Genomic DNA, 23,140 nt, shown 5'->3' with positions numbered 1-23,140 from the left:
TTATATAGCTCGGGTCAACAGTCTGCAGGCACCTCTGTAACCTCGTTATAATTTTCCGCCGAAACTATTGCCGCCAGGACTATAACCAAGTTATAGTCATCGCAGGGATCGCCACTCCGAGCCGAAGAAATGCTTCGTGAACAGCGAGAACTCCAATACCTGCATTCGAAGGAACAAGCAAAGTGACACACGAAGTCAGAGGCAACATCGAGATCGAGGACCGTGGAGCGGTACTCGTCGCCCGCATCGACGGCGGCCCGCTCGGACTGTTCGGCAATGACATCGCCGAACGCCTCGAGGCGTTGGTGGACCGCGCGGATAACGACCCGAACATTCGTGCCGTGGTATTCACCGGAACGCATCCGGAACGATTCGTCAGCCACGCCGAAGTCCGCTGGCTCCAAGAAGGCGGGGCGAAGGTTCCTTCGGTCAACGTCAAGGGTGCCTCCACGCTTGCACGCACCGCCAAGGGAGTCAACGCCGTAGGCGGACTCAAGGCCGTCCTCGGCAAGACGCCTCTCTGGCCGGCGGTCCAGCTCGAACGCGTTCACCAGACGTTCCTCAAGATGAACCGCAGCGGCGTGATCTTCGTGGCCGCCCTCAACGGCTCGGCCCTCGGCCTGGGTGCCGAGTTCTCGTGGGCCAACGACCTGCGCGTCATGGCCGATGGCGATTACTTCATCGGCCAGCCCGAAATCCTGCTGGGCATCATGCCCGGTGGTGGCGGGACGCAGCGGCTCACTCGCCTGATCGGCACTCATAAATCCCTGGTCGCGATCCTCGAAGGCAAGCCCTTCACTCCCGCCGAGGGACTGGCCAACGGTGCGGTTGACGATGTCGTTCCGCAGGACCAGGTCTTGGAGCGGGCGATCGAACTCGCGAAGCACTTCGGTTCGCGACCGAAGGGATCCGTTGCCGCGATCAAGCGGTCGGTCTACTTCGGCGGATCGGCATCGCTGGAGGAGGGCCTGCACATCGAGCGCGCCGAGTTCCTCACCACCGCACTCTCCAAGATCGGGCAGGAACTGATGCTCGACTACATGGCCACCACCGAAGCCGATGGTGAACTGCCTCTCTACCGCCCCGGTGTTTTCGACACCGCTCTCCAGGCCGGCACTGTGCCGGGTCTCCGCAATCGCAGCAACAGCAACAAAGGAACCGTGAACCGCTGATGTCCTCAACACCTGCCTACATTCGTAAAGACGTCACCTTCCGCTCGGGTGAGGACACCTGCGCAGCGTGGCTTTACCTGCCTGAAGGCGTCACGAATCCGCCCGTGGTGATCCTCGGCCACGGACTCGGCGCCACCCGCGAGATGCGGCTGGACGCGTTCGCCGAACGATTCGCCCAGGCTGGTATCGCGGCCTTCGCATTCACCTACCGGCACTTCGGCGACAGCACCGGCGAACCCCGTCAGCTGCTGTCGATCAAGAAGCAGCTCGCCGACTGGGACGCCGCGATCGCGCACATCAAGAGCCGCACCGATGTCGACGGCAAGCGCCTGGCAGTGTGGGGGAGTTCCTTCGGCGGTGGACATTCGATCACCGTCGCCTCCCGCCACCCCGAACTGCTCGCCGCGGTATCGCAGTGCCCGTTCACCGACGGCCTGGCCTCGGCGATGGCACTAGGCCCGAAGGCGACTGCGAAAGGCATGCCGACCCTCGCCAAAGATCTGGTCGCCATGGTGCGCGGTGGTGAGCCCGCGATGATCCCGCTCGCGGGACCTCCTGGATCACTCGCCCTCATGAACGCCCCCGACGCACTGCCCGGGTACGAGGCGCTGATTTCGCCGAGTATGCCCTTCATCAACGAGGTCGCGGCCCGTGTCATCCCGACGATCGTGGCCTACCGGCCAGGCAAGTCAGCGAAGAACGTCAAGATGCCAATCCTGTTCTGCGTCAGCAACACCGACTCCGTCACCCCGCCCGAGGAGACGATCCGCTACGCACGCACCGCTCCGCACGCAGAAATCAAGACCTACGATGCCGGCCACTTCGCGTTCTATCTCGGCGAACCGTTCGAAGAGATCGTTGCCGACCAGACCGAGTTCCTGACCCGCCACCTGAAGCCGAAAGCCCGCTAACCGCCATGAAATTCAGCACTCTGCCGGACCACCGGGCGGCCCACGACCCGGACGGTCTCGCGATCTCCGACGGCCATCGCTGGTTCACCAACACCACTTTGCTCAAGCGTGTCCAAGCGGCAGCCGGTCAGCTGAATGGCCTCGGCGTCGGCCCCGGTGACGTGGTGGCACTCAAGCTCAGCAACCGACCCGAATTCGTCGTGCTGCTCTTGGCAGCCTGGCGCATCGGTGCCACCGTCACACCGGTCAACCCGGCCCTCACGCCAACTGAAGTCGCACGCCAGCTCGCCGACTCGGGTGCGCGCCTTCTCGTGGTCGACAGCGACGCCGCCCCGGCCATGGTGGTACCGACACTGCACGTCAGCGACATCGCCCAGGAGTCAGTTGACCCCGGCCCCGCGCCGCACTCGGACCAGTCCGCCATCGCGCTGCTGATCTACACCAGCGGAACGACCGGTACGCCCAAGGGCGTCATGCTCGACCATGCCAACCTCGACGCCATGACAACAATGGGCGAAGCGGCGCTCGAGATGACTTCGGCCGACCGCAGCCTGTTGATTCTGCCGTTGTTCCACGTCAACGGCATCGTGGTCAGCGTGCTCACGCCGCTGCGCGCGGGCGGAAGTGTGGTGATCGCCGACCGGTTCAACCCCAAGACGTTCTTCGCCACGATCGAAAGTGTGCGCCCGACGTTCTTCAGCGCCGTGCCCACGATTTACAGCATGCTCGCGGCACTGCCGGACGAGGTGAAGCCCGATACTTCGTCGGTCCGGTTCGCCGTGTGCGGGGCCGCACCGGCCTCAGCCGAGCTGCTGGCCCGCTTCGAGAACCGCTACGGCTTCCCGCTTCTGGAGGGCTACGGCCTCTCCGAAGGAACGTGCGGCTCAACGATCAACCCGGTCTCGGGTCCGCGCAAAGCCGGCACCGTCGGACGTCCGTTCCCTGGCCAGGAGTTGCGCATCGTCGACTCCGACGGCAACGAAATTCCCCAGGGCGAGAACGGGGAGGTCGTGGTTCGCGGCCCGAACGTCATGCGTGGCTATCTCGGACGCGCCGATGACACTGCAGCGGTCATCGTCAATGGATGGCTGCGTACCGGCGACGTCGGGCACCTGGACGCCGACGGCTACCTGATCCTGGTGGGTCGGTCCAAGGAGATGATCATCCGCGGCGGGGAGAACATCTACCCCAAGGAAATCGAGGACGTGCTCGCCGGCGAACCAGACGTTCTCGAGGCCGCCGTCATCGGCGTGGCCGACGAGACGTGGGGCGAGATCGTGGTCGCTTATGTGCAACCGCGACCGGGTTCGACCATCGATCTGCACCAGCTCGAACAGCGGTGCGCCACTCATCTGAGCAGGTACAAGCGCCCGGCAACGATCCACGTCTTGGACGCGCTGCCGAAGAACGCTGTCGGCAAGATCGACAAGAAGGCGCTTCGGACACACGTGCCATCGGGGCAGTCCGCATGAGTAAGCAGACCCGTAGCCCGGTCAAGCACCCGCTCAATCTCGTCGACCGCGGGTTCTTCCTGTTCGAATCTGACGAGGCGTACTGCCACGTCGGGCTCCTCGCGATCTTCACCCCGCCCGAGGGAGCCGGCCCGGACTTCGTTCGCGAACTCGTCGCGAGCATGCGTGAACGGCACGACGTCGCCCCCACGTTCACCTACACCCTGGCCCATCATCTCCCGCCGCTGCTTCTCGGACCGTGGTTACAACTCGACCCTGCCGAGGTCGACCTCGACTACCACTTCCGGCACTCGGCATTGCCCCGTCCGGGCAGTCAACGCGAGCTGGGCATTCTCATCTCCAGGCTCCACTCGCGTCCGTTGGACCCGAGCCGTCCGATGTGGGAGCAACACATCATCGAAGGACTCGAGGACGGGCGGTTCGCGCTGTACTTCAAGGTTCACCACGCGCTCATGGACGGCGTTGCCGGAACCCAGGCCTTCATCAAAAGCCTGGCCACAGACCCGGCCGACCCCGTTCCGCGTCCGATCTGGACAGTCGACCCACGCGACAACACGGGCCCGACGACGCCGTCGAGTTTGCCCGCACGTCTTCGACGAATGGCCACCGGGGCCGCGGACGCCGGCAAACTGGTCATCGATGCCGCCAAGAAGGTATCGGACTCGCGCGACCCCAAGAACGTCATGCCATTTCGTGGGCCGGTCTCTCCGACGCTCAACGGCAGGATCAGCCGCCAGCGCCGCGCGGTCACTCAAACCTATGAACTGACTCGCCTCAAAGCCGTCTCGGCCACGCATGGAGTGACGCTTAACGACGTCTTTCTCGCGATCTGTGCCGCTGCACTTCGCCGCTATCTCGAGGAGATCGGGGAACCGCAGGTCCGCAGCCTCACCGCCGGTGTCCCGGTGTCCCTACGCCAGCCCGGTGTGGCCTCGGGAGGCAACGCGGTCAGCATGGTCATCGCCAAACTGCACACTGACCTCGCCGATCCGGTCGAGCGTCTACTCGCGATCAATCGATCCACCAGCGACGGCAAAGAAGCCTTGATGCGGAAATCGCCCGCGGCGAGAGAACGCGAAGCTGTCCTAATCGCTGGCCCGTTGGTAGCGCAGTCACTGCTCGGGATCGCGGGCCGAGGGGGTCTGCCACACGCGAACCTCGTGTTGTCCAACGTTCCCGGCCCGTCCGCGCCGCATTACCTCGGCGGAGCCACGGTGGAGGAGGTCTACCCGCTGTCCATGCTCATGCACAGCCAGGCCCTCAACATCACTGCATTCTCGACCGGCGGCCGGCTGAACATCGGCCTCGTCGGCTGCCGCGACCAACTCCCGCACCTGCAGAAGATGGCGACCTACCTGGCCGACGCCCTCGCCGAGCTCGAAGCCGCAGTCGCTTCTACGTGAAACTCTGGGAGTCGTAGGCCAGCTCGCCAACGAAGGAAAGGACTGGGGATGAGACGAACGCGGCTCGATCGCCTCGATGAAGCCTGCCTGAACGTGGGTTCGGTCGATGAGCCGTGGACGGTCCATCTGGAAATTCGTGTGGAAGGCCGACTCGACGATGAACTCGTCCGCCGGGCCGTTGTCGCAGCGATGGCGACCCATCCGCTGGCACGAGCGCACATCGTGGCCTGGAGGCCGACCGACTTCCGGTACTGGTGGGAGATCTCCGATCAGCCGGGGGATGTTCCGCTCACGGTCGTCGACTGTGCTGAATCCGGCAATGTCGCAACGGCACGCAACAAACTCCTCAGCCGAGCTCCGGAGCTGCAGCGTCGCATCTTCGAAGTCCTGCTGGCCCATGCTCCGGGCGGCGACTATCTGATCCTCAACCTCCACCACGCGGGCGGTGACGGGATCTCCGCGCATCGGCTGATGACCTCGATCCTGCGCCACTACGCCAACGAGCCAGATCCGGTTCCGAGCTTCGACCCACTGGAAGCGCGCAACGTTCGCGACATCATCGGAGCGCACGGAGCAAAGGATCGCTGGACGCGATCGAAACGGTTCGGCCGCTACCTCCGACAGAACCTGCGCAAACCAGCACGCGTCCAGACGTCGGGCGGGACGCGCATCTCGGGGTACGGATGCCATCCGATGCGTCTGGACGCGGAGCAAACTGCAGCGATCTTGGCTCGTCGGCCCGAAGGGACAACCGTCAACGACCTGCTCGTCGGCGCACTCGCCGTGACGATCCGACGCTGGAACGACGCCCACGGGACCAAGAAGCCACGGCGGGTTTCGATCACGGTGCCGGTGAACGTTCGGCCCGCGGAATGGCAGCACGAAGTACTCGGCAACTTCGCTTCCTATGTCACCGTGAACGTTCCCCGTAAGAGTCAGCGGGACAGTCACACCGCGACCGGAGCCGTGCACGAGTGCACATCCGAGATGAAAGGCATTGGCGCACAAGGAATCATGGTGGACCTCCTCAAGGTCTCACAGATCATGCCGGCCGGAGTCAAGAAGCTCATCCAGCGTCGACCTCTCGTCGGGGACCGTGCCGTTGACACCACCTGGCTCACCAACCTCGGCAGATTGGATTTGCCCGTCCACCTGGGCGAAACCGCCGGCGCCGTGACCGAACTCGGTTTCTCGGCACCGGCGACGATGCCGATGGGAGTGACGCTTGGTGTCGCCACAATGGGCGACGAAATGTTCCTGACGTTCCGCTATCGGCATCCGCAGTTCGACGCCGCCGCAGCGGCAGACTTCGCCGCATTATTTCAACGCGCCCTCGAAAGCGGGTAATCGCTGGTCCGACCGCTGAAACCGTTCACGAGTGGATACTGATCGAGGCGCCACCTCGGTCCCGTCGGAAGGAGTCGACCGTGTCGGAAGAAATCGTCAACACCGACATGGCGAAAGCCTGGGACGGTGAGGAGGGTGACCAGTGGACGCAGTTCGCGGATGAGTACGACAACACGAACCGGTCGATCTGGGCCCGGTTCCTAGCGACCGAACCGATCGGGCGTGCTGACCGCGTGCTCGACATCGGCTGCGGCAATGGGCAGTCAACCCGCGACGCGGCGCGTCGAGCACCCGAAGGATCTGCGCTCGGCGTGGATCTGTCTACGTCGATGCTCGCCCTCGCCCGGCGGCGCGCCACCGCGGAAGGCGTCCGGAACGTCGACTTCCGACGAGCTGACGCGCAGGTGTACGCGTTCGATCCCGGTGCCTTCGACATCGCGATCAGCCGATTCGGCGTGATGTTCTTCGAAGACCGCATTGCCGCCTTCGCCAACATCGCGTCAGCGCTCCGCTCGGGTGGCCGGCTGGCGATGTTGGTGTGGCAGGACATCCGGAAGAACGAGTGGTTCATGAAAGTGCGCGAGACCTTGGCCGCCGGTCGGGACCTTCCCATGCCGTCGCCTGGCGTGCCAGGCCCGATGGCGCTGGCCGACCCGGAGGATGTGCGCGGCCTGCTCGCCGGCGCTGGCTTCGAGTCGATCGATTTCACCTCCATCGAAGAGCCGGTCTGGCTCGGTGTCGACGCCGAGGCAGCCTACAAGTTCGTCGGTGAGATTGGGATCGTGAAGGGACTCTCGGACGGGCTCGACCCGGACGCCAAGGCGGCGGCCCACGAGCGGCTCAGAGCAGCGCTTCGGGCGCACGAGACCCCCGAGGGGGTTCGGTTCACCAGTGGCGTCTGGCTGATCTCTGCGACCAAGACGTGAGTTCGCGGGTGCAATGCGCCCGTCATTCCAGCTGTTGTTTGGCCTTCTTCGCCGCAGACGTGGCGATTCCGAACAAGGTGCGAATCGGCGCGACGCCTTCCTCCAGTTTGCCGAAGGAGATCTCGAACAGCTGTTTCGGGAGTTCTCGGGCGGTCGTGGCCAGGAGAATCGTGGTGTTGTCGAACTCTCGCGCGACGCCCTGATCCTTGACGTACTCCTTGAGCAGCGCGTCGGCAAACCAGAATCGCTGGAGGGCACCCGACTTCGAAACCTGCTCGGCCGCAGCCTGTACGAGTTTGCCTTGAACGGTCGTCTCGACGGCGAGTCCGTCCTTCATCGCCCGGTCATGTATGCCGCCCAGGATGGCAAAGCCGACCGCCCAGTCCGCGGGTGACTCGGCAGCGCTGAGGATGGCAGTCAATACGTCGTCAAGCTTCAGCATGCCTGCCGCCTCGGTCAGCCGGTCCACGGCCCCCGGGAGGTCCGCAGCGAGTCTGAGCACTTGCCCCCAGATCGCGCGCTGCGCTTCCGGTTCGAGGTCGTTTCCAAGCAGATCCTCGTCATAGACGCTCTCGGTGATGATGCCCAAGGTCTCCTCGCGCCGATCGGCGGGCAAGTCACCGACGACACCGAGCATTTCCGGGAGCACACCGTTGTCGCGAGCCTCGATCAATTCCGATCGCAGCGCATCGCGGTCGAACGACGCGACAGCCGCCGTTACTCGGCGTTGCGCACGTCGAGACAGCAACGGCACGATGCGCATGAGCTTCGGCACCTGACCTGCAGCGACCACGGAGTGAATGCAGCGATCCAGGTCGCCCTCGGAAAGGTTGCCCAGCTCGTCGGCGACGATCTGTTTGGTTGCCGACGGCACGACCTGGAGGAGAGGTAAGAGCTGGGCGAGGAGTGGATTGTCCGGTCCGGACTGCCCGACCGCTGCAAGTGCATCCCGCATGATCTTGCGGGCAGATTCTGGGTCTTGCACTATCTGGGTGTCGGCGAGTACCCGAAGCGTTGACTCAGGCATCAACGGGATGATCGGGGCGACTCCGGCCCAGAGGTCGTTGCGAATCGCGCTTTCCGCGAGGCCGCTCATCACGGCGGGATCCCGGAGGATGGAAAGGCGCGCAAACCGGGCGAGATTGGGCGTGCTCATCACGCTCGTCATGGCGAGCAACAGATCGAACAGGTTCTGTTCGTGAACTGCGGTGACGAGCGACTCGAGCAGGGCATCGGTCTGCTGGGCCGCGATGTTCGCCAGGCGAGTCCGATTCTCGAAGTTGAGGGCGTCCACCATGGTGAGTGCGACGTCCCACAACTGCTTCTCGTTGGCGGTCTGAATCAACCGGGCGATTCGAGCATCATCGACCAGCGGCAGCACGACATCGAACTGCGCCTTGTTCTCCGCGACTTGCGCAGTCCGAATGATCGCCTCATCGGGGATGATCGGCAGGAACGCCTCGATCAGCTCGGGTGTCACGTAATCGATGAACTGACCCATCGTCACGAATTCCTCGCGCTCCACGAGGATGGGCAGGACTTTTCGTCCGGTCGCAATATCGATCTTTGCCATCATCGGGCCTACGGTCCGCGGGTCGACATAGGGCGTGACATCTGCCATGAACGTCGGTGGGAGCTTGGAGACGGCTTTGAGTGCTTTCTCCTCGGCGACCAGCCCGACGAAGGAAGCGCACATTTGCGGCTCGAAGTACTGCGGCCCGAGCTTGGCCATGATCGGGACCGGAATGATGTTGGCCAGTGACGCGAGGTGTCCGAATCGTGCGTTGCAGTGCGCTTGAAGTTGATCGACTACCTGGAAACGGAACTCGCGCACACGCTGCCAGCCGAGGGGAGCCAGAAAGGCCAGCTCCGCGGGATCGCAGTGCAGAGTCCGGCCGAGCTTGATCATTTCGGCGTGCAGATCCGCCTCATCGGTTGTCACTTGCCGGCCCCCAAGATCGCGCGTGCCGGACCGCGTAGCAAGACGGGGAGGTTGTTCACCGAATCTGTCGTGCTCTTCTCCAGTGACTTCGCAGTCTCTGCCTTCACCGAACGCACCTTGTCGACGAGCCACCCAAGTCGCGCAACAGGCAACTCGGCGAACCCGTCGGGCAGACTTCCACCCAGTTCGGCGGCGAGGGCATCCCGGTGGTCGCTCATAGTTCCTTCGATTTTCCACCGCGAGTCGACCAACTTCTCAGATTCGACGAGTCGCCCTGCACCGGAACCTCTCTGGTGCTATCACGAAGAAGACGGCTCAAATCTGAGGGGGCCGACGTGGACGTTCGCTTCATCTCCGACGGTGTACGTGTGTATCCCGCAACCGAACTGAAGGCACTCCTCGATCGCCCCGACGGACTGGTCTGGGTCGACGTGCCGACCTGGGACGTCGAGGCCGAGAAGACGTTTTCGGAGGTCTTCGAATTCCATCCCCTGGCCATCCGGGACTCGAAGAACCGGAACCAAGTCCCTGCTTTGCACAGATATCCGGGTCACATGTTCCTTGTCCTGCACGCGCCGCAGCAGGGTGCTCGGGGCCACGTGCACTACGTGGAACTTGATCAGTTCATCGGGAGCCGCTTTCTGGTGACCGTGCACGGACCCATCAATCCGGCGATCGATCAGTCGACTGCGATGGTCGAAGTGAACACTGTGCTGAGTCGGCTCGAATCGGGAAAGTTGAAGCCGGCCAACGCTTTCGAACTGTCTTCTGCGCTGCTGGCGGCACTGACCGCCCGGATGAGGGCCTACGTCGCCGCGCTGACGAAGGACGTCTGGAAACTCGAGCAGCAAGTCACCGCGGGGCACCTCGGCGATCCGGAGTCGTTCCTCGACGAGATGTTCCGGGCCCGCCATGGACTCCTCACGATTCGCACGATGGCGTCGTTGAGCCGCGAAATCTACGGTCGGATGGTGACCATCGAGGCGTTCGGAGAAGGTCAGGGCCAGCACTTGTTGCGTGACGCGGTCGACCAATTCGAACACTTGGCGGTGATGGCCGATCGTCAGAAGGACTATCTGCAGGGCACGATCGAGTTCTATCAGGCACGCACGAACACCAAGATGACGATTGCTGCGGAACGGCTTGCCGTCATCGCTTCGATAACGTTGCCGATCACGGCCTTGTCCTCGATTCTCGGCATGAACGTCATCGTCAACGATCACACGCGATGGGTCGAGCTGTCGGTGACTCTCGTCCTGATGCTGGCGATTTCGACGTGCCTGCTCATCTGGGCCAAACGCAAAGGGTGGTTCTGAGCGAGGGTTACCCGTCGAGGCCCGACAGCACCTCCCGGATGTGCCGTCTCGGGGTCGCGGGCAGCGGGTCCGCGTTGAGCGGTGCCCATCCGACGCGCAGCAGCAACTGGGGGTAACCACTGTCCTCGAGCACGGTCAGCCGCAGGAAGTCGCGCGTGTCGCGGACCTCGAGTGGCTCGGTGATCGGGCACGTCGCCATCCCGAGGACGGTGGCCGTGAGCATCACCGCGCTCGTCGCTTCTCCAGCCCGCAATCGGGACATCGGATCGTCGGACGGAGTGCTGAGAACGAGAATCACGCTTCCGTCGCGGTCCGATCGCGCGCCCACCGGTTGCGTCAATGTGGCGTGGGCGAAATGGCGTGCGGGGAGGAGATCGGTGGCATGCGAGGAGGCGATGTTCGATGCGGGTACCCCGTCGAGGGACCCGTTCCGGCCCGTCCAGAGTGCGATCTCCGAGCGGTAGTCGTCATTGGCCGCGTGCACGCGCGCCGACTCGGCCGACGCTTGCGAGAGGTAGTCGAAGGACTCGGTCCGGGTCAGCAGTGTTCCTTCGTGGGCTGCGCATGCGGTGATCCGGGTGAGGCTGCTCGTAGGGACCGGCCACGAGCTGTAATAACGACGATCGGTTCGCCGGCGCGGGATCGCCGCAGCCAGTTCGATGTCTTGCTCGGTCGGCTGATGCCGGTGCACTTCGATCGCCGCAAGGTGGGTTGGGTTCGCGGGGTTGGGGAACCGGTGCACGGTTGCCTGCCAACCGAGAGCACCGAGTGCAACCCGCATGTGGTGCAAAGCGGCGCCGCAGCTGAGCATTTGATCTCGCCCGTCGGGATCGGTCTCGGGCACTCGACGCTCCGGATCGACAAACAAATGGATCGTCGAATCACCGACTCGCCACCGCCAGGGCTGGGTGTTGTGCACGGAAGGCGCTCGAACCGCGAGGGCGATCGCGGCGCGAATTGTTGTGGCGTCAGGACGTGAGGTGTTCATATCGCTTCGCTCCTGTGGTTCGTCGTTGTTGTACTCGGCGCGCGGCTTCGGTAATCCGGGCGATTTCTTGTTCGATCGATGCGGCGATGGCGCCCACGTCCGGAATGGCGCCGAAGTCGGTGTGGACGCCGAACGTCAGACGGCCGGCGTAGCTGAAGATCGATATCGAGAGGCTCGACCCCGTGGAGATGGGCGCGACAGCCAGGATCTCGACGATGCGGCGACCCAGGAACTTCCGGTGCTCGGTCGGTCCTGGGATGTTCGCTCCGACGGCGACAATCGCACGTTGCGGCAGTCGCGCCGCCATCTGGACGGTCCACGCAACCGGCGCGAACGGCCAACGCTCGGCGAGTGTGGCGATCGCATGTTCCGCTTCTGTCCCGGCGCTGAACTCGTGCGTGGAGACGCGGTTCTTCACTGCGAGGAGTCGTGCGACCGGGTCAGCGACCTCGACCGGGAGCGACGGAACCATGATTGAAATCCGGTTGTCGATCGCATTGAGGATTTCGTCGGCTCGAACCGGGACGGGGAGGGCGCTGGCGATCGCGGCGAGCGCCACGTCGTTGACCGTGGTGTCGAAGGTGTCCCTGATAAGGCGCACGTCATCCAGTGACGTCCTGGCCGCCGCGAAGGCTCGATGTCTCCCGAGGTGGCTGTTGAGAACAGGCGCTGACGAACCGGCGAATAGGTCGGTGCCGTATCGCATCAGTCCGCGGATGACCTGCAGCGACGTCCGGGTCAAGCGAATGGGACTGGTCAGCTGTCTCGCCATGAAGGCGGCCTGCCGGCGTGGTGACAGCGCCAGGTCGATGACCTCAAGAATCACGTCACTCAGCGAGCGCGTCGAGACCTTCGGCTGCGGCCCGGCGATCGTGACGACGCGCGCGCCCGCTTCGTAGTCGCACAGCAACTCGATCAGTCGCGCACCGGACAGTCCGCCGGCCATGCAGCGATGCATTTTGGCCAGGATCGCCCACCGCCCGTCCGGCAGCCCTTCGACAATCCAGCATTTCCACAGGGGGTGCTCGCGGTCGAGCCTCGGGTCCATGACGTGTCCGACGAGTCGGTCGAGGGCCGCCTCATCGCCCAGAGCAGGCAGCGTCGTTCGACCAACGTGGTGCGCGATGTCGAAGTACGGGTCATCGACCCAAACGGGGGCACCGAGGTCGAACGGAAAACCATGCACTACCTGGCGGGCGTGGGGAACCGCGTCAAGTCGCGAGGCCACCGCGTCGAGGAACTCTCGATGAGTCGGGACCGGACCTTCGATGACCACGACGCCACCGATCATGAGACTGGCGTGGGGATCTGCGTCCTCTGCTTGAAGGAAGAGTGCATCGAATGGGGTGAGATGTTCCATCGCGCCGCCTCAGTTCGGTGTCAGTGATCAGGAGCGGCTGCGGTCGATCACGATGCGGACGAAGAAGATCCCGGTCACCGTGGCCATGGTCGACGCCATGGCGAGTCCGGCGAGCAGACCGATGGCGACCACGACGAGCATCGGCTGGCCTTGTTTCCAGAGCGGCATCGCGATTGCGGCGAACACGGTGAGTCCCGCGCACCAGCCCAGTGCCGAACCGGCGATCCACTCCGACGCGCGATGCGAAACATGTCGCAGGACGAGCCACTGCGGTACCGAGAGAGACAAAACAGCGATCGTGCCAACCAGCGCGACGACCGCGATGCGCGTAGGCGTCGAGGCTTGCGACAGTTGGTCGCCGAAGATGCTCGGCAGCATCGCTACCAGCCAGGCGAGTCCCGCCCCGAGCGCGGTCGCGGACACCCAGGCACGCCTCGGGAAACGGGGGAGAGCGTGCTTGGCAACCGAACCTTGCCCGATTCCGAGGACCAAGCCCTCGAGCGTTCCGGCGCTGATCAGGATGAGGAACGCGATCCACTCGGCGATGTTCACCGTCAGCGCACCAGCGATCGCGGGCGCGCTGAAGCCGACGAATTCGGCCAGCGTGACGGTCCGGATCCACTCACTGGTCGTTGCCGATCGTGGGGCCGCGAACACCGCATGCATCAGGAACCTCCGGAGTCGATGAAGAGATTGATCTCATTCGACTTGGCGGCTCCGTGCGCCGTTAGGGCCGGCGGACCCCTTCGCAAGGGACCAGGGACCTTCGGCTCTTCGTCCCGGGCGCTCGGGATGGCACTTAGGATGCAGCCGTGAGCAGCGCACCCGATCTGTCCAGTCGCACCCGCCAGAGCACGATCTACACCAACGGGGTGTACGGCGAGAAGCCGAAGGTCCCCACGAACTTCAGCGAACTCGAAAGCCGCGCGAAGGCGGTGATGAGTGAGCGAGCCTGGGCTTACATCGCGGGTGGGGCGGGCGACGGCGAGACGATGGACGCCAATCGTGAGGCACTCAAGCGGTGGGCGATCCTGCCCCGGATGCTTCGGGATGTGTCGGACCGGGACTTGTCGATCGAACTGTTCGGTCAGAAGTTGCCCGCTCCGGTGCTGCTTGCGCCCGTCGGTGCCGGCGAAGTGGTGTGTCCGGACCCGGACGTTGCGATCGGTGAAGCTGGCGCTGAACTCGGCGTTCCGTACATCTTCTCGAGCCAGGGATGCAACGCGATGGAAGACGTCGCGGCCGCGATGGACCGCGTTCGCCAGGATGCGCCGCGCTGGTTCCAGCTCTATTGGTCGAAGGACGATGCCCTCACCGACAGCTTCATTCGACGGGCCGAAGCGGTCGGCGCCAACGCTCTCGTGCTGACCCTCGACACCACCCAGTTGGGCTGGCGCCCACAGGATCTCAACCTGGGTTCGCTGCCGTTCACGCAAGGGGAGGGGATCGCGCAATATACGTCCGACCCGCGGTTCCGCGAGATCGTCGCCGAGCGAATCCGGAATGCGAAGGGCACCAAGCAGGACCTCCGGGTGACTCTCGGGGCGATCAAGTCGCTGGCATCGATGGCCCGGCACTACCCGGGGGACACCATCCGGAACCTCATCGCGGCGGAACCGAAGGCGTCCGTCGAGACGTTCCTGGATGTGTTCTCCCGCCAGTCGCTCAACTGGGATGACGTCGCTGACCTGCGGAAGAAGACGAAGCTGCCGATCGTCCTGAAGGGGATCGTGCACCCGGACGACGCCAAGCTCGCAGTCGAGGCGGGCGTCGAGGGAATTCTGGTGTCGAATCACGGTGGTCGGCAGATCGACGGTGCGATCTCGGCGATCGACGCCCTGCCGGATGTCGTTGACGCGGTCGACGGCCGGGCGAAGGTTCTTGTGGACTCTGGAATTCGTGGCGGCGCTGATGTTTTCAAGGCGCTCGCGCTCGGTGCGGATGCGGTCTGTTTGGGCCGTCCCTACATGTACGGACTTGCGCTCGACGGCCGCAACGGCGTTGTCGACGTTCTGCGGAACGTCATCGCCGAGTTCGACCTGACGCTGGGCCTGGCGGGATTCACCGCGCCAGGCCAGCTCAGTCGATCCGCTCTTCGGCGTATCTAGGGCCCTCCCACAATCGCCTGCAACGCGGCAACGTGGCCGTTGAACGCGTCTCGGCCGGTGGGGGTCAGCCGTGCCCGGACCTTTCGGCGGCTACCTTCGAGACGGCGCTCGGTTGCGACATAACCGGCTTCCTCCAGCGTGGTGAGCTGCTTCGACAGCGCTGAATCCGACAACGCCAGCTTCTCCTTGAGAAAGGCGAACTCGGCCCAGTCCGCGGCCGCCAAGGTGGCCACAAGGGCGAGCCGAGTGCTCGGATGAATCAATTCATCGAAGCGCGCCGGGGTCTTCGAGGGCGGGGTCATGCCCGCGCCCACCGCCGCAGTACCCGGAGGATCTCCGGCCCACCGAGTCCGACGACCGCGGCCACCAGCACAGCCGCGCCGATACCCGGGTGGCGCGCCCCGTCGGCGGCCAGCGCGAATGCGGCCCCGACCGTCAGTGCGACGAGTCCGAGCAGCATCCCGATCACGAGCGCGGGAGTGCGTGGCCCGGCGACGTCCGCGCTGACCTGCACTGAACCGGTGCGTCGACGTCCGCTCAGCAGACGTGACGCGATGGCTGAGTGCGCGGCACCGAACGTCAGGGTGGCGACGGCGGTGACCCATTCGGGGCACGTCTCGCCGACGATGCCCAAGCCGAGCCAGGCCGCCGCCAGCACCCACCAGTACCAGCGGGGGAGGCCGATCTCTTCGGCAATGTTGGCTCTGGCGTGTTCGACGGCGTCGAGCGCGGCGCGAGCATCTTCGGGGGCGATGTGTCCCATGGCATTACCTCACTTTCCTGTCTGGAAAGTAAGGCTGCCACTTTCCTCATAGGAAAGTCAAGGGGTGATCATGCGTGCGTTGGCTGACGGTGGGAGAACCGGTGCCACCAGTGGTGCCGCGGCGCTGCCACGTAACCCGGTTCGTCGCGTACAGCTGTGGTCTGTGCAAGATCGCGGTTCTCCCGCGCGAGGCGATCCCGGTCCTTGCGCATCATCTTGTTCTCGCGGTTAATTTCCCGCAGCTCACGTCGGGTGGCCCGGCGATCGCCCGCGATAGCAGACGTGCGACCAACGACCATCATGAGTCCGAGCATGCCCAGTGCGCCGACCAGCATGCCGATGATGACGATCTGATTCATCTGACCGCTCAGCATCCAGTTGAAGACGGCGACGTCCGCGCTGTGTTCGTTCATGCTGTTGAACCAGACGCCGACTCCGGCGACGACTGCGGCGACGAGTACGAGTAATCCCAAAATAACCATGACAGCTCCAATGCCTCGACGATCTGTCTTGTCTCGGGTACCCGGTTCGTGCCTATTTGAACGCCAAAGACGGAAGCCGCCGAACGAATGTCGGCGGCTCCCGGGTGAATTCAGGATCAGGATCGATGGGCTGGGCTATGCGTCAGACGGTGCCAGAGCCCTTCCTTGTGCCCGCTGTCGTCGGTGTGGACGGCAGGCTGGCGCGATTCCGGGACGGCCCGACGAGTGTCTTCGACCGACTCGCGGCGAGAAGACGTCACGGTCGTTGGCTCGTCTAAACGGGGCTCCCGCGTATCCCTGGCTCTCGGCGCATCCTCGAGGGCCTCGGGGGTGGTGCTTGTTTCTCGCACCTCGCGAAGTTCCCGCTCGTGCCGGGCGTGGAGCTCGCGTTCCTGCTCGAGTTGACGCTCGCGTGCCTCGAGCAGTTCGTCGCGCTCCTGCCGCGCGGATTCGGCGTCATGCCGATAGTGGTCGAGTTCGGCGGCCTTACGCCGATGGCTCGAACGTCGTAGGGCGCTGAGCATCAGGGCTAGGCCGAGCAGAGCGAGCGCACCGACGGCCGCACCGAAGATGAACACTCCGGCTTGCGACAGGTCGACGTGAAAGCCGAACACCGTGAGGGTGTCGGCGGCGTCGTTGTTGTCCGGCATCAAGATGACCCCGACCCCGACGACGACGGAAAGAATGAGAATGAGCAGACCCAAGACAACCATTTGTTGACCTCCCGGTTTGGTTGGCAACAGACGAGTACCCGGGGTCAGCTCATGGAAACTGCTGGGCGCCCTAGGAAACTCCGCTGGAAACGTTTTCCCAATACGGCTTGCGTAGTTCGCGTTTGAGGATCTTGCCGGCGCCCGAAACAGGTAGGGCGTCGACGAACTCGGCACTGCGCGGGACCTTGTAGTTGGCGATGAGCGTCTTGCAGTGCGTGCTTAATTCTTCGGCAGTGGCGGTCTGTCCGGGCGCCAGGACGATTACGGCATGCACCCGTTCGCCCCACTCGGCGTCGGGGATGCCGATGACCGCGCACTGCGCGATCGCCGAGTGCTTCGCCAGGGCGTTCTCGACCTCGGCGCTGTAGACGTTCTCCCCGCCAGTGACGATCATGTCCTTGATGCGGTCGACCACGAAGACGTAGCCGTTCTCGTCCATGTAGCCGCCGTCGCCCGTGTGCATCCAGCCGTTTCGGATGGCTTCGGCCGTCGCCTCTGGCTTGTTCCAGTAACCGAGCATGACGTTGTCGCCGCTGACGACGATTTCGCCCACAGTGCCGCGGGGAACCTCGTTGCCTGCGTCGTCGACGATGCGAACCTCGGCGTGCGCAACCGCACGGCCAGCGGCGCGTAGCAGTTCGGGACGCTTGTGGTCTTCGGCAGTGAGCAGTGTCGCGATCGGTGACAACTCGGTCATTCCGTAGGCCTGTGCGAATTCGGCCGCGGGGAACGTCTTCTGTGCGCGCTGAAGGACTGCCTCGGAGATCGGGGAGGCGCCGTAGAGGACTCGGCGAAGACTCGTCGTGTCGAATTGTGCGACGGACGGATCGTCGATGAGCATCTGGATCATCGTCGGGACGAGCAGCGAGTCGGTGACCTGGTGGTCCGCGATGGCTTTCAGAACTCCGCCGGGTGTGAACATCGGGACGATCACGTGCGTCGACCCGCAGATGTTGCCGAGGTTCCAGGCTGCGAAATCCGCGAGGTGGAACATCGGTGCAGCGTGGAGCAGGTTTCCGCCGCGGATCACGAGGTCGGTGGTGGCCGCCCCGCCGAGGGCCGAGGTGACCACGTTGTTGTGGCTCAGCATCACGCCCTTGGGGAAGCCTGTCGTTCCGCCGGTGTAGAAGATTCCGAGCAGTTCGTCGCCGCCCGTCTCGGTGTCCTCGATCGGGTCGGCAGCGCTCACCAAAGTTTCGTAGTCGAGTGTGCCCGCGGGCGCTTCACCGTCGCCGATGAAGATGACGCGCTCGAGTTCATGCTGTGCGGTGATTGCGGGCAGGGCCCGTGCGAAGGCATCGTCAACGAGGAGGACCTTCGTGTCCGAATCCTGCAGCGAGTAGACGATCTCCGCGGGGCTCCAGCGGATGTTGACCGGGTTGACGACGCCGCCCAGCCACGGCACCGCGAAGAAGTACTCGTGGTACCGATCGCTGTTGAGCGCCAGAATCGCAACGCGGTCGCCCTTGCTCACCCCAAGCGTTCGGAGGGCACCCGCGAACCGCGCGATCCGATCGGCAGACTCGGCAACCGTGCGCTTCCGATTGCCATAGATGGTGGCAATGGCGTTGGGGCGCTGCTGCACGGCGCGGTGCAGCGACTGGGTGAGGTGCATGGGGTTCCTTCGAGCGTGCCTGAAGCGATGATCGGCAACGAGCTATGTCAAATTAATGGAAATTCACATAGCACGATATGTGCCCGCCCCGCTGGAGGCAATAGCGCACGGCCCGATGTCTGCGCGACCGAACTGGTCAGCTGAGCCGCTCCAGCACCATCGCCATTCCCATGCCGCCGCCGACGCACATGGACTCGATGCCGAACTGCTTGTCCTGCGTCTGCAGGTTGTTGAGCAGCGTCGCGGTGATGCGAGCACCGGTCATGCCGAACGGGTGACCGAGCGCGATGGCACCACCGGAGACGTTGAGCTTCTCCGGATCGATGTTGAGCTCCCGCGCCGATCCGATGACCTGGACCGCGAAGGCCTCGTTGATCTCGAAGAGGTCGATGTCCTCGATCGACATTCCCGTCTGCTTGAGAACGGCTCGGATGGCGCCGATGGGGCCGAGGCCCATGATCTCCGGCGACAGGCCGGTGACTGAGGTACCCGCGATTCGCGCCAACGGCGTCAGTCCGAGGTCCTTGGCCCGTTTGTCGCTCATGATGACGAGCGCCGCTGCACCGTCGTTGAGCGGACACGCATTACCGGCGGTGACCGTGCCGTCCGGCCGGAACACTGGCTTGAGCTGCGAGACAGCCTCGTAGGTGGTGCCTGCGCGCGGGCCGTCGTCCTTGGAGACGGTCGAGCCATCGGGCAGCTTCACGGGCGTGATTTCGCGCTCGAAGAAACCGGCGTTGATCGCGGCCTCGGCGCGGTTCTGCGACTGGACACCCCAGCGGTCCTGCTCCTCGCGGGAGATGCCGGTGATCGTGACGACGTTCTCCGCGGTCTGTCCCATGGCGATGTAGATGTCGGGGATCTGGCCGTCGTCGCGCGGGTCATGCCACTTCACACCACCGGCCTCGGCGGCCTTCGTGCGCGCCTCGGCGTCGTGGAAGAGCGGGTTCCGGGTATCCGGCAGCGAGTCCGAGTTGCCCTTCATGAAACGCGACACAGTTTCGACGCCGGCCGAGATGTACGCGGAGCCTTCACCGGCCTTGATTGCGTGGAACGCCATGCGGGTCGTCTGTAGCGACGACGAGCAGTAGCGCGTGATGGTCGTACCGGGGAGGTGGTCCATGCCGAGCTGCACCGCGACGACTCGACCGAGGTTGTTGCCTTGCTCGCCACCGGGCAGGCCACAGCCGAGCATGAGGTCGGTGATGTCCTTCGGGTCCAGCGCCGGAACCTTGTCGAGCGCCGCCTGCACCATCTGCGTCGTGAGGTCGTCCGCGCGCATGTCCTTGAGCGAACCCTTGAAGGCCCGGCCGATCGGGGATCGGGCAATGGAAACGATGACGGCTTCGGTCACGGCGGACCTCCTGAACGATGGGACTGTCGCCCCTCACATTAGGAGGCTTGGTCGCCTGGAGTTGGAGGTGCGAGAAAAAGACCCGGCACAGTCAACGCGCGCGCGATGTCGTCGGTGTTGCCCACCGTGACCAGAGCCATCCGGATCATCGTGATGCGTGCTTCCGCAAGCGATTCCGTGTCTTGGAGGCCCTCGGAAAGAACGCGGAAGACGACGAACTCGCAGGCGTTGAGCATGGAGTCCAGGACCAGTGGGCTCGGCGCCGGCCGCCCGAGTTCGACGGTCTTCTCGACGATGAGCTTTCGGATCAGGTCCAGGGCGCGTTCCCGGTGTGCGCACACCGGAGAAGAGAGGTCATACAGCTCGGCGAACAGCGGCCGCAGCACGCTCCCGCGCGTGTGCGCCCATTCCAGGTAGGCGTCGATGACCCGAATGCCCATCTCGATCGAGTCGTCGGTGCTCGCGACCGCCGCGGCGACGCCTCTCACCAACGCTTCGTCGGAGTCGTCGAGCAAGACGTTCAGCGGCTCGATCGCGTTGGCGAAATATCGGTAGAACGTCGGCCGGGCGATCTCGGCGCGTTCAATGATTCGGGCAACGTTGCAGCCTCGCGAGCCGAATTCGGCAAACACTTCTCCCGCAGCTGACACGATATGAGCACGGACGCGATCAGACTCCGCGGCGGACTGTGGACGCCTGCCGCGTTTCGGGGTGGGTTGCTTGACACTCATGGATTCACCGCGTTTAACTTAACATCACTGTTAGACGAACACCGCTGTTAAGGAAATGTTCTGCCGAACACGATTTCCGCCCCGGCACTGTGTTCCCGCACAACCAACAATGTTCCGAACACTAAGGACTGTCGAAGATGACAACTGCACCGCAGCAGACGACCGAAACGGCTCTCCCGTCGGATCTCGTTGAGCGGCTGACTTCCCGTGCCATTGCGGGCGGTGCGCCATCGGTCGAAGTTTTCGCGCCCGCAACCGGCAAGAAGATTGGCAATCTGCCGCAGTCCTCCATCGACGACATCGACGCCGCCTTCGCGACCGCCCGTCGCGCGCAGAAGGAATGGGCTGAGCTTCCCGTCTCGAAGCGCGTTGCCATCTTCAGCAAGTTCCACGACCTCATCCTGAGCGAGCAGAAGACGATGCTCGACATTCTCCAGACCGAGTCGGGGAAGTCGCGTCTGCACGCGTTCGACGAGGTGCTGGACGTGGCGAACAACTCTCGCTACTACTGCAAGGTCGCACCGGGGCTGCTCAGCAAGAAGAGCCGCGGCGGCGCGATTCCGCTGCTGACCCAGGCCGAGGAGATCCGTCGACCCAAGGGTGTCGTGACGGTCATCTCGCCGTGGAACTACCCGCTGGCGCTGTCCGCGTCGGACGCGCTGCCGGCACTCATCGCAGGTAACGCGGTCATCTCGCGTCCGGACAACCAGACCGCGCTCACCGCCCTTTATGCGATTGAACTCGCCGAGCGGGCGGGTTTGCCGGCCGGCTTGTGGCAGGCAGTCCTTGGTCGTGGCCGGGTCATCGGCGACGAGCTCATCAAGCGCACCGACTTCGTTGACTACACCGGTTCGACCGCGACCGGAAAGACCGTCGCGCAGCAGGCCGCGAGCCGTCTGATCGGCTGCTCGCTCGAGCTCGGCGGAAAGAACCCGATGGTGGTTCGCGCCGATGCCGACGTCAAGTCCGCCGCCAAGCACGCCATCCGCGCCTGCTTCGCGAACGCAGGGCAGCTGTGTGAGTCGATGGAGCGCGCATATGTCCACGAGGACGTCTACGACGACTTCGTCGCGGCGTTTGTGAGCGAGATCAACGACATGGTTCTCGGTTCGGACCTGGAATTCAACAGCGATATGGGCTCCTTGACGTTCTCCCGCCAGCTCGACACCGTGAACGAGCACGTGAACGACGCGGTCGCGAAGGGTGCCCGGGTGCTCGTCGGTGGAAAGGCGCGTCCGGACCTCGGGCAGTTCTTCTACGAGCCGACGCTGCTCGAAGGCGTGAAGGAAGGCATGACCGTCTTCCGCGAGGAGACCTTCGGCCCCGTGGTCTCGATCTACAAGGTCAGCAGTGACCAAGAGGCCATCGACGGCGCGAACGACACCACGTACGGCCTCAATGCGTGCGTCTTCACCAGCGACGTCAGCGAGGGCCGGAAGGTCGCTGAGCAGATCAAGGCCGGCGCCGTGAACATCAACGAAGGCTTCGCCGCCGCGTGGGGCAGCGTGGACGCACCGTCGGGTGGTCTCGGTGACTCCGGCAGCGGCCGTCGTCACGGAACCGAGGGCATCCTCAAGTACGTCAGCACCCAGACGATCGCCGCACAGCGCATCCACCCGATCGCGCCGCCGCCCGGCGTCTCGGACAAGCTGTACGCGCAGGCCATGACCGTGAGCCTGTCGCTCATGAAGCGCATCGGCCTGAAGTAAATCTCCCGGGACCCCGGGTCCCATTACGGCCTAGGCTGATGAGGTGGAGATCGTGCACCTCATCGTCTTGGTCGGTATCGCCGTTCTGCTGGCGGTGCTCTTCGCCCAAACGATGAAGATCCGTCAGCAGAACGCCAAGCTCGAAGCCGCGGTCGCTCCGCTGCGTGCCGAAGCCGTCCGGAGTCCCGATGCCTCGGCGATGCCGGGGAGGGGCCGGTTCATCACCATCGAGATCCTCAACCCAGGCGAGTTGGCGGCCTCGGAGAACAAGTTGGCACCGGTCGCGGGAGCAGTCGCGCCCAACCTGCTCAACCAGATCGTGTACGTCAAGGCCGCTGGAATTCTGCGCGAACAACTTGCCGGCCATGGCGTCGAAGCGGACGTGAAGATTCATGTCCGCTAGCTGGATTCTCACCCTCGCCGCACTCGTCCTCACGGGTGCCGGCGGTCGAGTAGTGATCCAGCAGCGCGCGCAAACCGCCCGAACCACGGCCGAGATTCGACGACTGCGGGCGATCATCGCCGAGAACGCGCGGATGGCCGCTGCCCTGGAAGCGCTCGAAGCGACGACGGCGAGTGTCGAGGTGACGAACTCGATCGTCCAGCAGGCCCACCATGCAATCGCCAACATTCCGTTCGGCATTCTCGAGGCGATCCCGGCGACCGCGCCGGTCACCAAGGTGGTCCACGAAATCCACGACACGATCGCGGACGGCGTCTACGGCACGATCTCCGGGGTCAGCCGGGCACTGCGACGGGCACCTCGTCGGCGGCGGGCACCGGAGCGAACTCGCTACGACGTGGATCAGCGTCCTGGCGAATAACTCG

23 protein-coding genes are annotated in these 23,140 nt (G+C 64.3%); 11 read left to right on the top strand and 12 right to left on the bottom strand.

Going from position 1 to position 23,140, the window contains the following annotated elements:
- Positions 1–182: 182 nt before the first annotated feature.
- From F600_RS0109175 to F600_RS0109150, 6 genes are all read left to right on the top strand, one after another.
- A complete protein-coding gene (locus F600_RS0109175; protein ID WP_018160313.1) occupies positions 183–1,172 on the top strand; it encodes an enoyl-CoA hydratase/isomerase family protein in 990 nt (329 codons plus the stop codon).
- Positions 1,172–2,083 (top strand): alpha/beta hydrolase, encoded by a 912-nt coding sequence (locus F600_RS0109170; RefSeq protein WP_018160312.1) that lies wholly within the window; start codon positions 1,172–1,174, stop codon positions 2,081–2,083. The genes F600_RS0109175 and F600_RS0109170 overlap by 1 nt, the downstream gene beginning before the upstream one ends.
- Before the next feature lie 5 nt (positions 2,084–2,088).
- Complete coding sequence (locus F600_RS0109165) at positions 2,089–3,555, top strand: class I adenylate-forming enzyme family protein (protein ID WP_018160311.1); 1,467 nt, start codon at positions 2,089–2,091, stop codon at positions 3,553–3,555.
- Positions 3,552–4,958, top strand: a complete 1,407-nt coding sequence (locus F600_RS27600; RefSeq protein WP_018160310.1) for a wax ester/triacylglycerol synthase family O-acyltransferase — start codon at positions 3,552–3,554, stop codon at positions 4,956–4,958. The genes F600_RS0109165 and F600_RS27600 overlap by 4 nt, the downstream gene beginning before the upstream one ends.
- A gap of 48 nt (positions 4,959–5,006) precedes the next feature.
- Positions 5,007–6,305 (top strand): hypothetical protein, encoded by a 1,299-nt coding sequence (locus F600_RS0109155; RefSeq protein WP_018160309.1) that lies wholly within the window; start codon positions 5,007–5,009, stop codon positions 6,303–6,305.
- 80 nt (positions 6,306–6,385) lie between these two features.
- Entirely contained in the window at positions 6,386–7,231 is an 846-nt protein-coding gene (locus F600_RS0109150; RefSeq protein ID WP_018160308.1) for a class I SAM-dependent methyltransferase, read from the top strand.
- Between the two features lie 22 nt (positions 7,232–7,253).
- Here F600_RS0109150 and F600_RS0109145 read toward each other — a convergent pair whose 3' ends face one another.
- A complete protein-coding gene (locus F600_RS0109145; protein WP_018160307.1) occupies positions 7,254–9,173 on the bottom strand; it encodes a hypothetical protein in 1,920 nt (639 codons plus the stop codon).
- Complete coding sequence (locus F600_RS0109140) at positions 9,170–9,391, bottom strand: hypothetical protein (protein ID WP_018160306.1); 222 nt, start codon at positions 9,389–9,391, stop codon at positions 9,170–9,172. The genes F600_RS0109145 and F600_RS0109140 overlap by 4 nt, the downstream gene beginning before the upstream one ends.
- Positions 9,392–9,508: 117 nt before the next feature.
- Here F600_RS0109140 and F600_RS0109135 point away from each other — a divergent pair, with 117 nt between their 5' ends.
- Positions 9,509–10,489: a magnesium transporter CorA family protein gene (locus F600_RS0109135; RefSeq protein ID WP_018160305.1), complete on the top strand. Its 981-nt coding sequence runs from the start codon at positions 9,509–9,511 to the stop codon at positions 10,487–10,489.
- A gap of 7 nt (positions 10,490–10,496) precedes the next feature.
- Here F600_RS0109135 and F600_RS0109130 read toward each other — a convergent pair whose 3' ends face one another.
- From F600_RS0109130 to F600_RS0109120, 3 genes are read right to left on the bottom strand one after another with little or no spacing between them, the layout of a single operon-like run.
- Positions 10,497–11,477 (bottom strand): Acg family FMN-binding oxidoreductase, encoded by a 981-nt coding sequence (locus F600_RS0109130; protein WP_026306336.1) that lies wholly within the window; start codon positions 11,475–11,477, stop codon positions 10,497–10,499.
- Entirely contained in the window at positions 11,458–12,837 is a 1,380-nt protein-coding gene (locus F600_RS27595) for a wax ester/triacylglycerol synthase family O-acyltransferase (protein ID WP_018160303.1), read from the bottom strand. The genes F600_RS0109130 and F600_RS27595 overlap by 20 nt, the downstream gene beginning before the upstream one ends.
- A gap of 27 nt (positions 12,838–12,864) precedes the next feature.
- On the bottom strand, positions 12,865–13,503 hold the full coding sequence (locus F600_RS0109120) for a hypothetical protein (protein ID WP_018160302.1): 639 nt from the start codon (positions 13,501–13,503) through the stop codon (positions 12,865–12,867).
- 146 nt (positions 13,504–13,649) lie between these two features.
- Here F600_RS0109120 and F600_RS0109115 point away from each other — a divergent pair, with 146 nt between their 5' ends.
- A complete protein-coding gene (locus tag F600_RS0109115; protein ID WP_018160301.1) occupies positions 13,650–14,945 on the top strand; it encodes a lactate 2-monooxygenase in 1,296 nt (431 codons plus the stop codon).
- On the opposite strand, the gene F600_RS0109110 is transcribed toward F600_RS0109115, so the two are convergent.
- The 7 genes from F600_RS0109110 to F600_RS0109080 all read right to left on the bottom strand — a co-directional run bounded on the left by F600_RS0109110 (position 14,942) and on the right by F600_RS0109080 (position 20,522).
- Positions 14,942–15,247, bottom strand: a complete 306-nt coding sequence (locus F600_RS0109110) for a transcriptional regulator (RefSeq protein WP_026306334.1) — start codon at positions 15,245–15,247, stop codon at positions 14,942–14,944. The two genes, F600_RS0109115 and F600_RS0109110, sit on opposite strands and share 4 nt — an antisense overlap.
- Positions 15,244–15,708 carry a hypothetical protein gene (locus tag F600_RS0109105; protein WP_018160299.1) on the bottom strand — a complete coding sequence of 155 codons (465 nt, stop codon included), beginning with the start codon at positions 15,706–15,708 and terminating at the stop codon, positions 15,244–15,246. The genes F600_RS0109110 and F600_RS0109105 overlap by 4 nt, the downstream gene beginning before the upstream one ends.
- Positions 15,709–15,776: 68 nt before the next feature.
- The gene (locus tag F600_RS0109100; RefSeq protein WP_018160298.1) at positions 15,777–16,190 is read right to left on the bottom strand and encodes a hypothetical protein; all 414 of its coding nucleotides are present in this window, start codon (positions 16,188–16,190) and stop codon (positions 15,777–15,779) included.
- 116 nt (positions 16,191–16,306) lie between these two features.
- The gene (locus F600_RS30260; RefSeq protein ID WP_018160297.1) at positions 16,307–16,903 is read right to left on the bottom strand and encodes a hypothetical protein; all 597 of its coding nucleotides are present in this window, start codon (positions 16,901–16,903) and stop codon (positions 16,307–16,309) included.
- Between the two features lie 70 nt (positions 16,904–16,973).
- Entirely contained in the window at positions 16,974–18,518 is a 1,545-nt protein-coding gene (locus F600_RS0109090) for a long-chain-fatty-acid--CoA ligase (protein WP_018160296.1), read from the bottom strand.
- A gap of 136 nt (positions 18,519–18,654) precedes the next feature.
- The gene (locus F600_RS0109085) at positions 18,655–19,872 is read right to left on the bottom strand and encodes an acetyl-CoA C-acetyltransferase (RefSeq protein WP_018160295.1); all 1,218 of its coding nucleotides are present in this window, start codon (positions 19,870–19,872) and stop codon (positions 18,655–18,657) included.
- Positions 19,873–19,910: 38 nt separating this feature from the next.
- A complete protein-coding gene (locus F600_RS0109080) occupies positions 19,911–20,522 on the bottom strand; it encodes a TetR/AcrR family transcriptional regulator (RefSeq protein ID WP_245541505.1) in 612 nt (203 codons plus the stop codon).
- Positions 20,523–20,740: 218 nt separating this feature from the next.
- Here F600_RS0109080 and F600_RS0109075 point away from each other — a divergent pair, with 218 nt between their 5' ends.
- Genes F600_RS0109075 through F600_RS0109065 form a run of 3 tightly spaced genes read left to right on the top strand, consistent with a single transcriptional unit; the run spans position 20,741 to position 23,136 of the window.
- Entirely contained in the window at positions 20,741–22,312 is a 1,572-nt protein-coding gene (locus tag F600_RS0109075) for a succinic semialdehyde dehydrogenase (RefSeq protein ID WP_018160293.1), read from the top strand.
- Between the two features lie 43 nt (positions 22,313–22,355).
- Positions 22,356–22,715 (top strand): hypothetical protein, encoded by a 360-nt coding sequence (locus F600_RS0109070; RefSeq protein WP_018160292.1) that lies wholly within the window; start codon positions 22,356–22,358, stop codon positions 22,713–22,715.
- Complete coding sequence (locus F600_RS0109065) at positions 22,705–23,136, top strand: hypothetical protein (RefSeq protein WP_018160291.1); 432 nt, start codon at positions 22,705–22,707, stop codon at positions 23,134–23,136. Before F600_RS0109070 ends, F600_RS0109065 begins: the two co-directional genes overlap by 11 nt.
- The last annotated feature ends 4 nt before the right edge of the window (positions 23,137–23,140 follow it).

Origin of the sequence: Smaragdicoccus niigatensis DSM 44881 = NBRC 103563 (assembly GCF_000380645.1) — a bacterium.
Classification (GTDB): Bacteria; Actinomycetota; Actinomycetes; order Mycobacteriales; family Mycobacteriaceae; genus Smaragdicoccus; species Smaragdicoccus niigatensis.
This window is presented reverse-complemented; position numbering and strand designations above follow the sequence as displayed.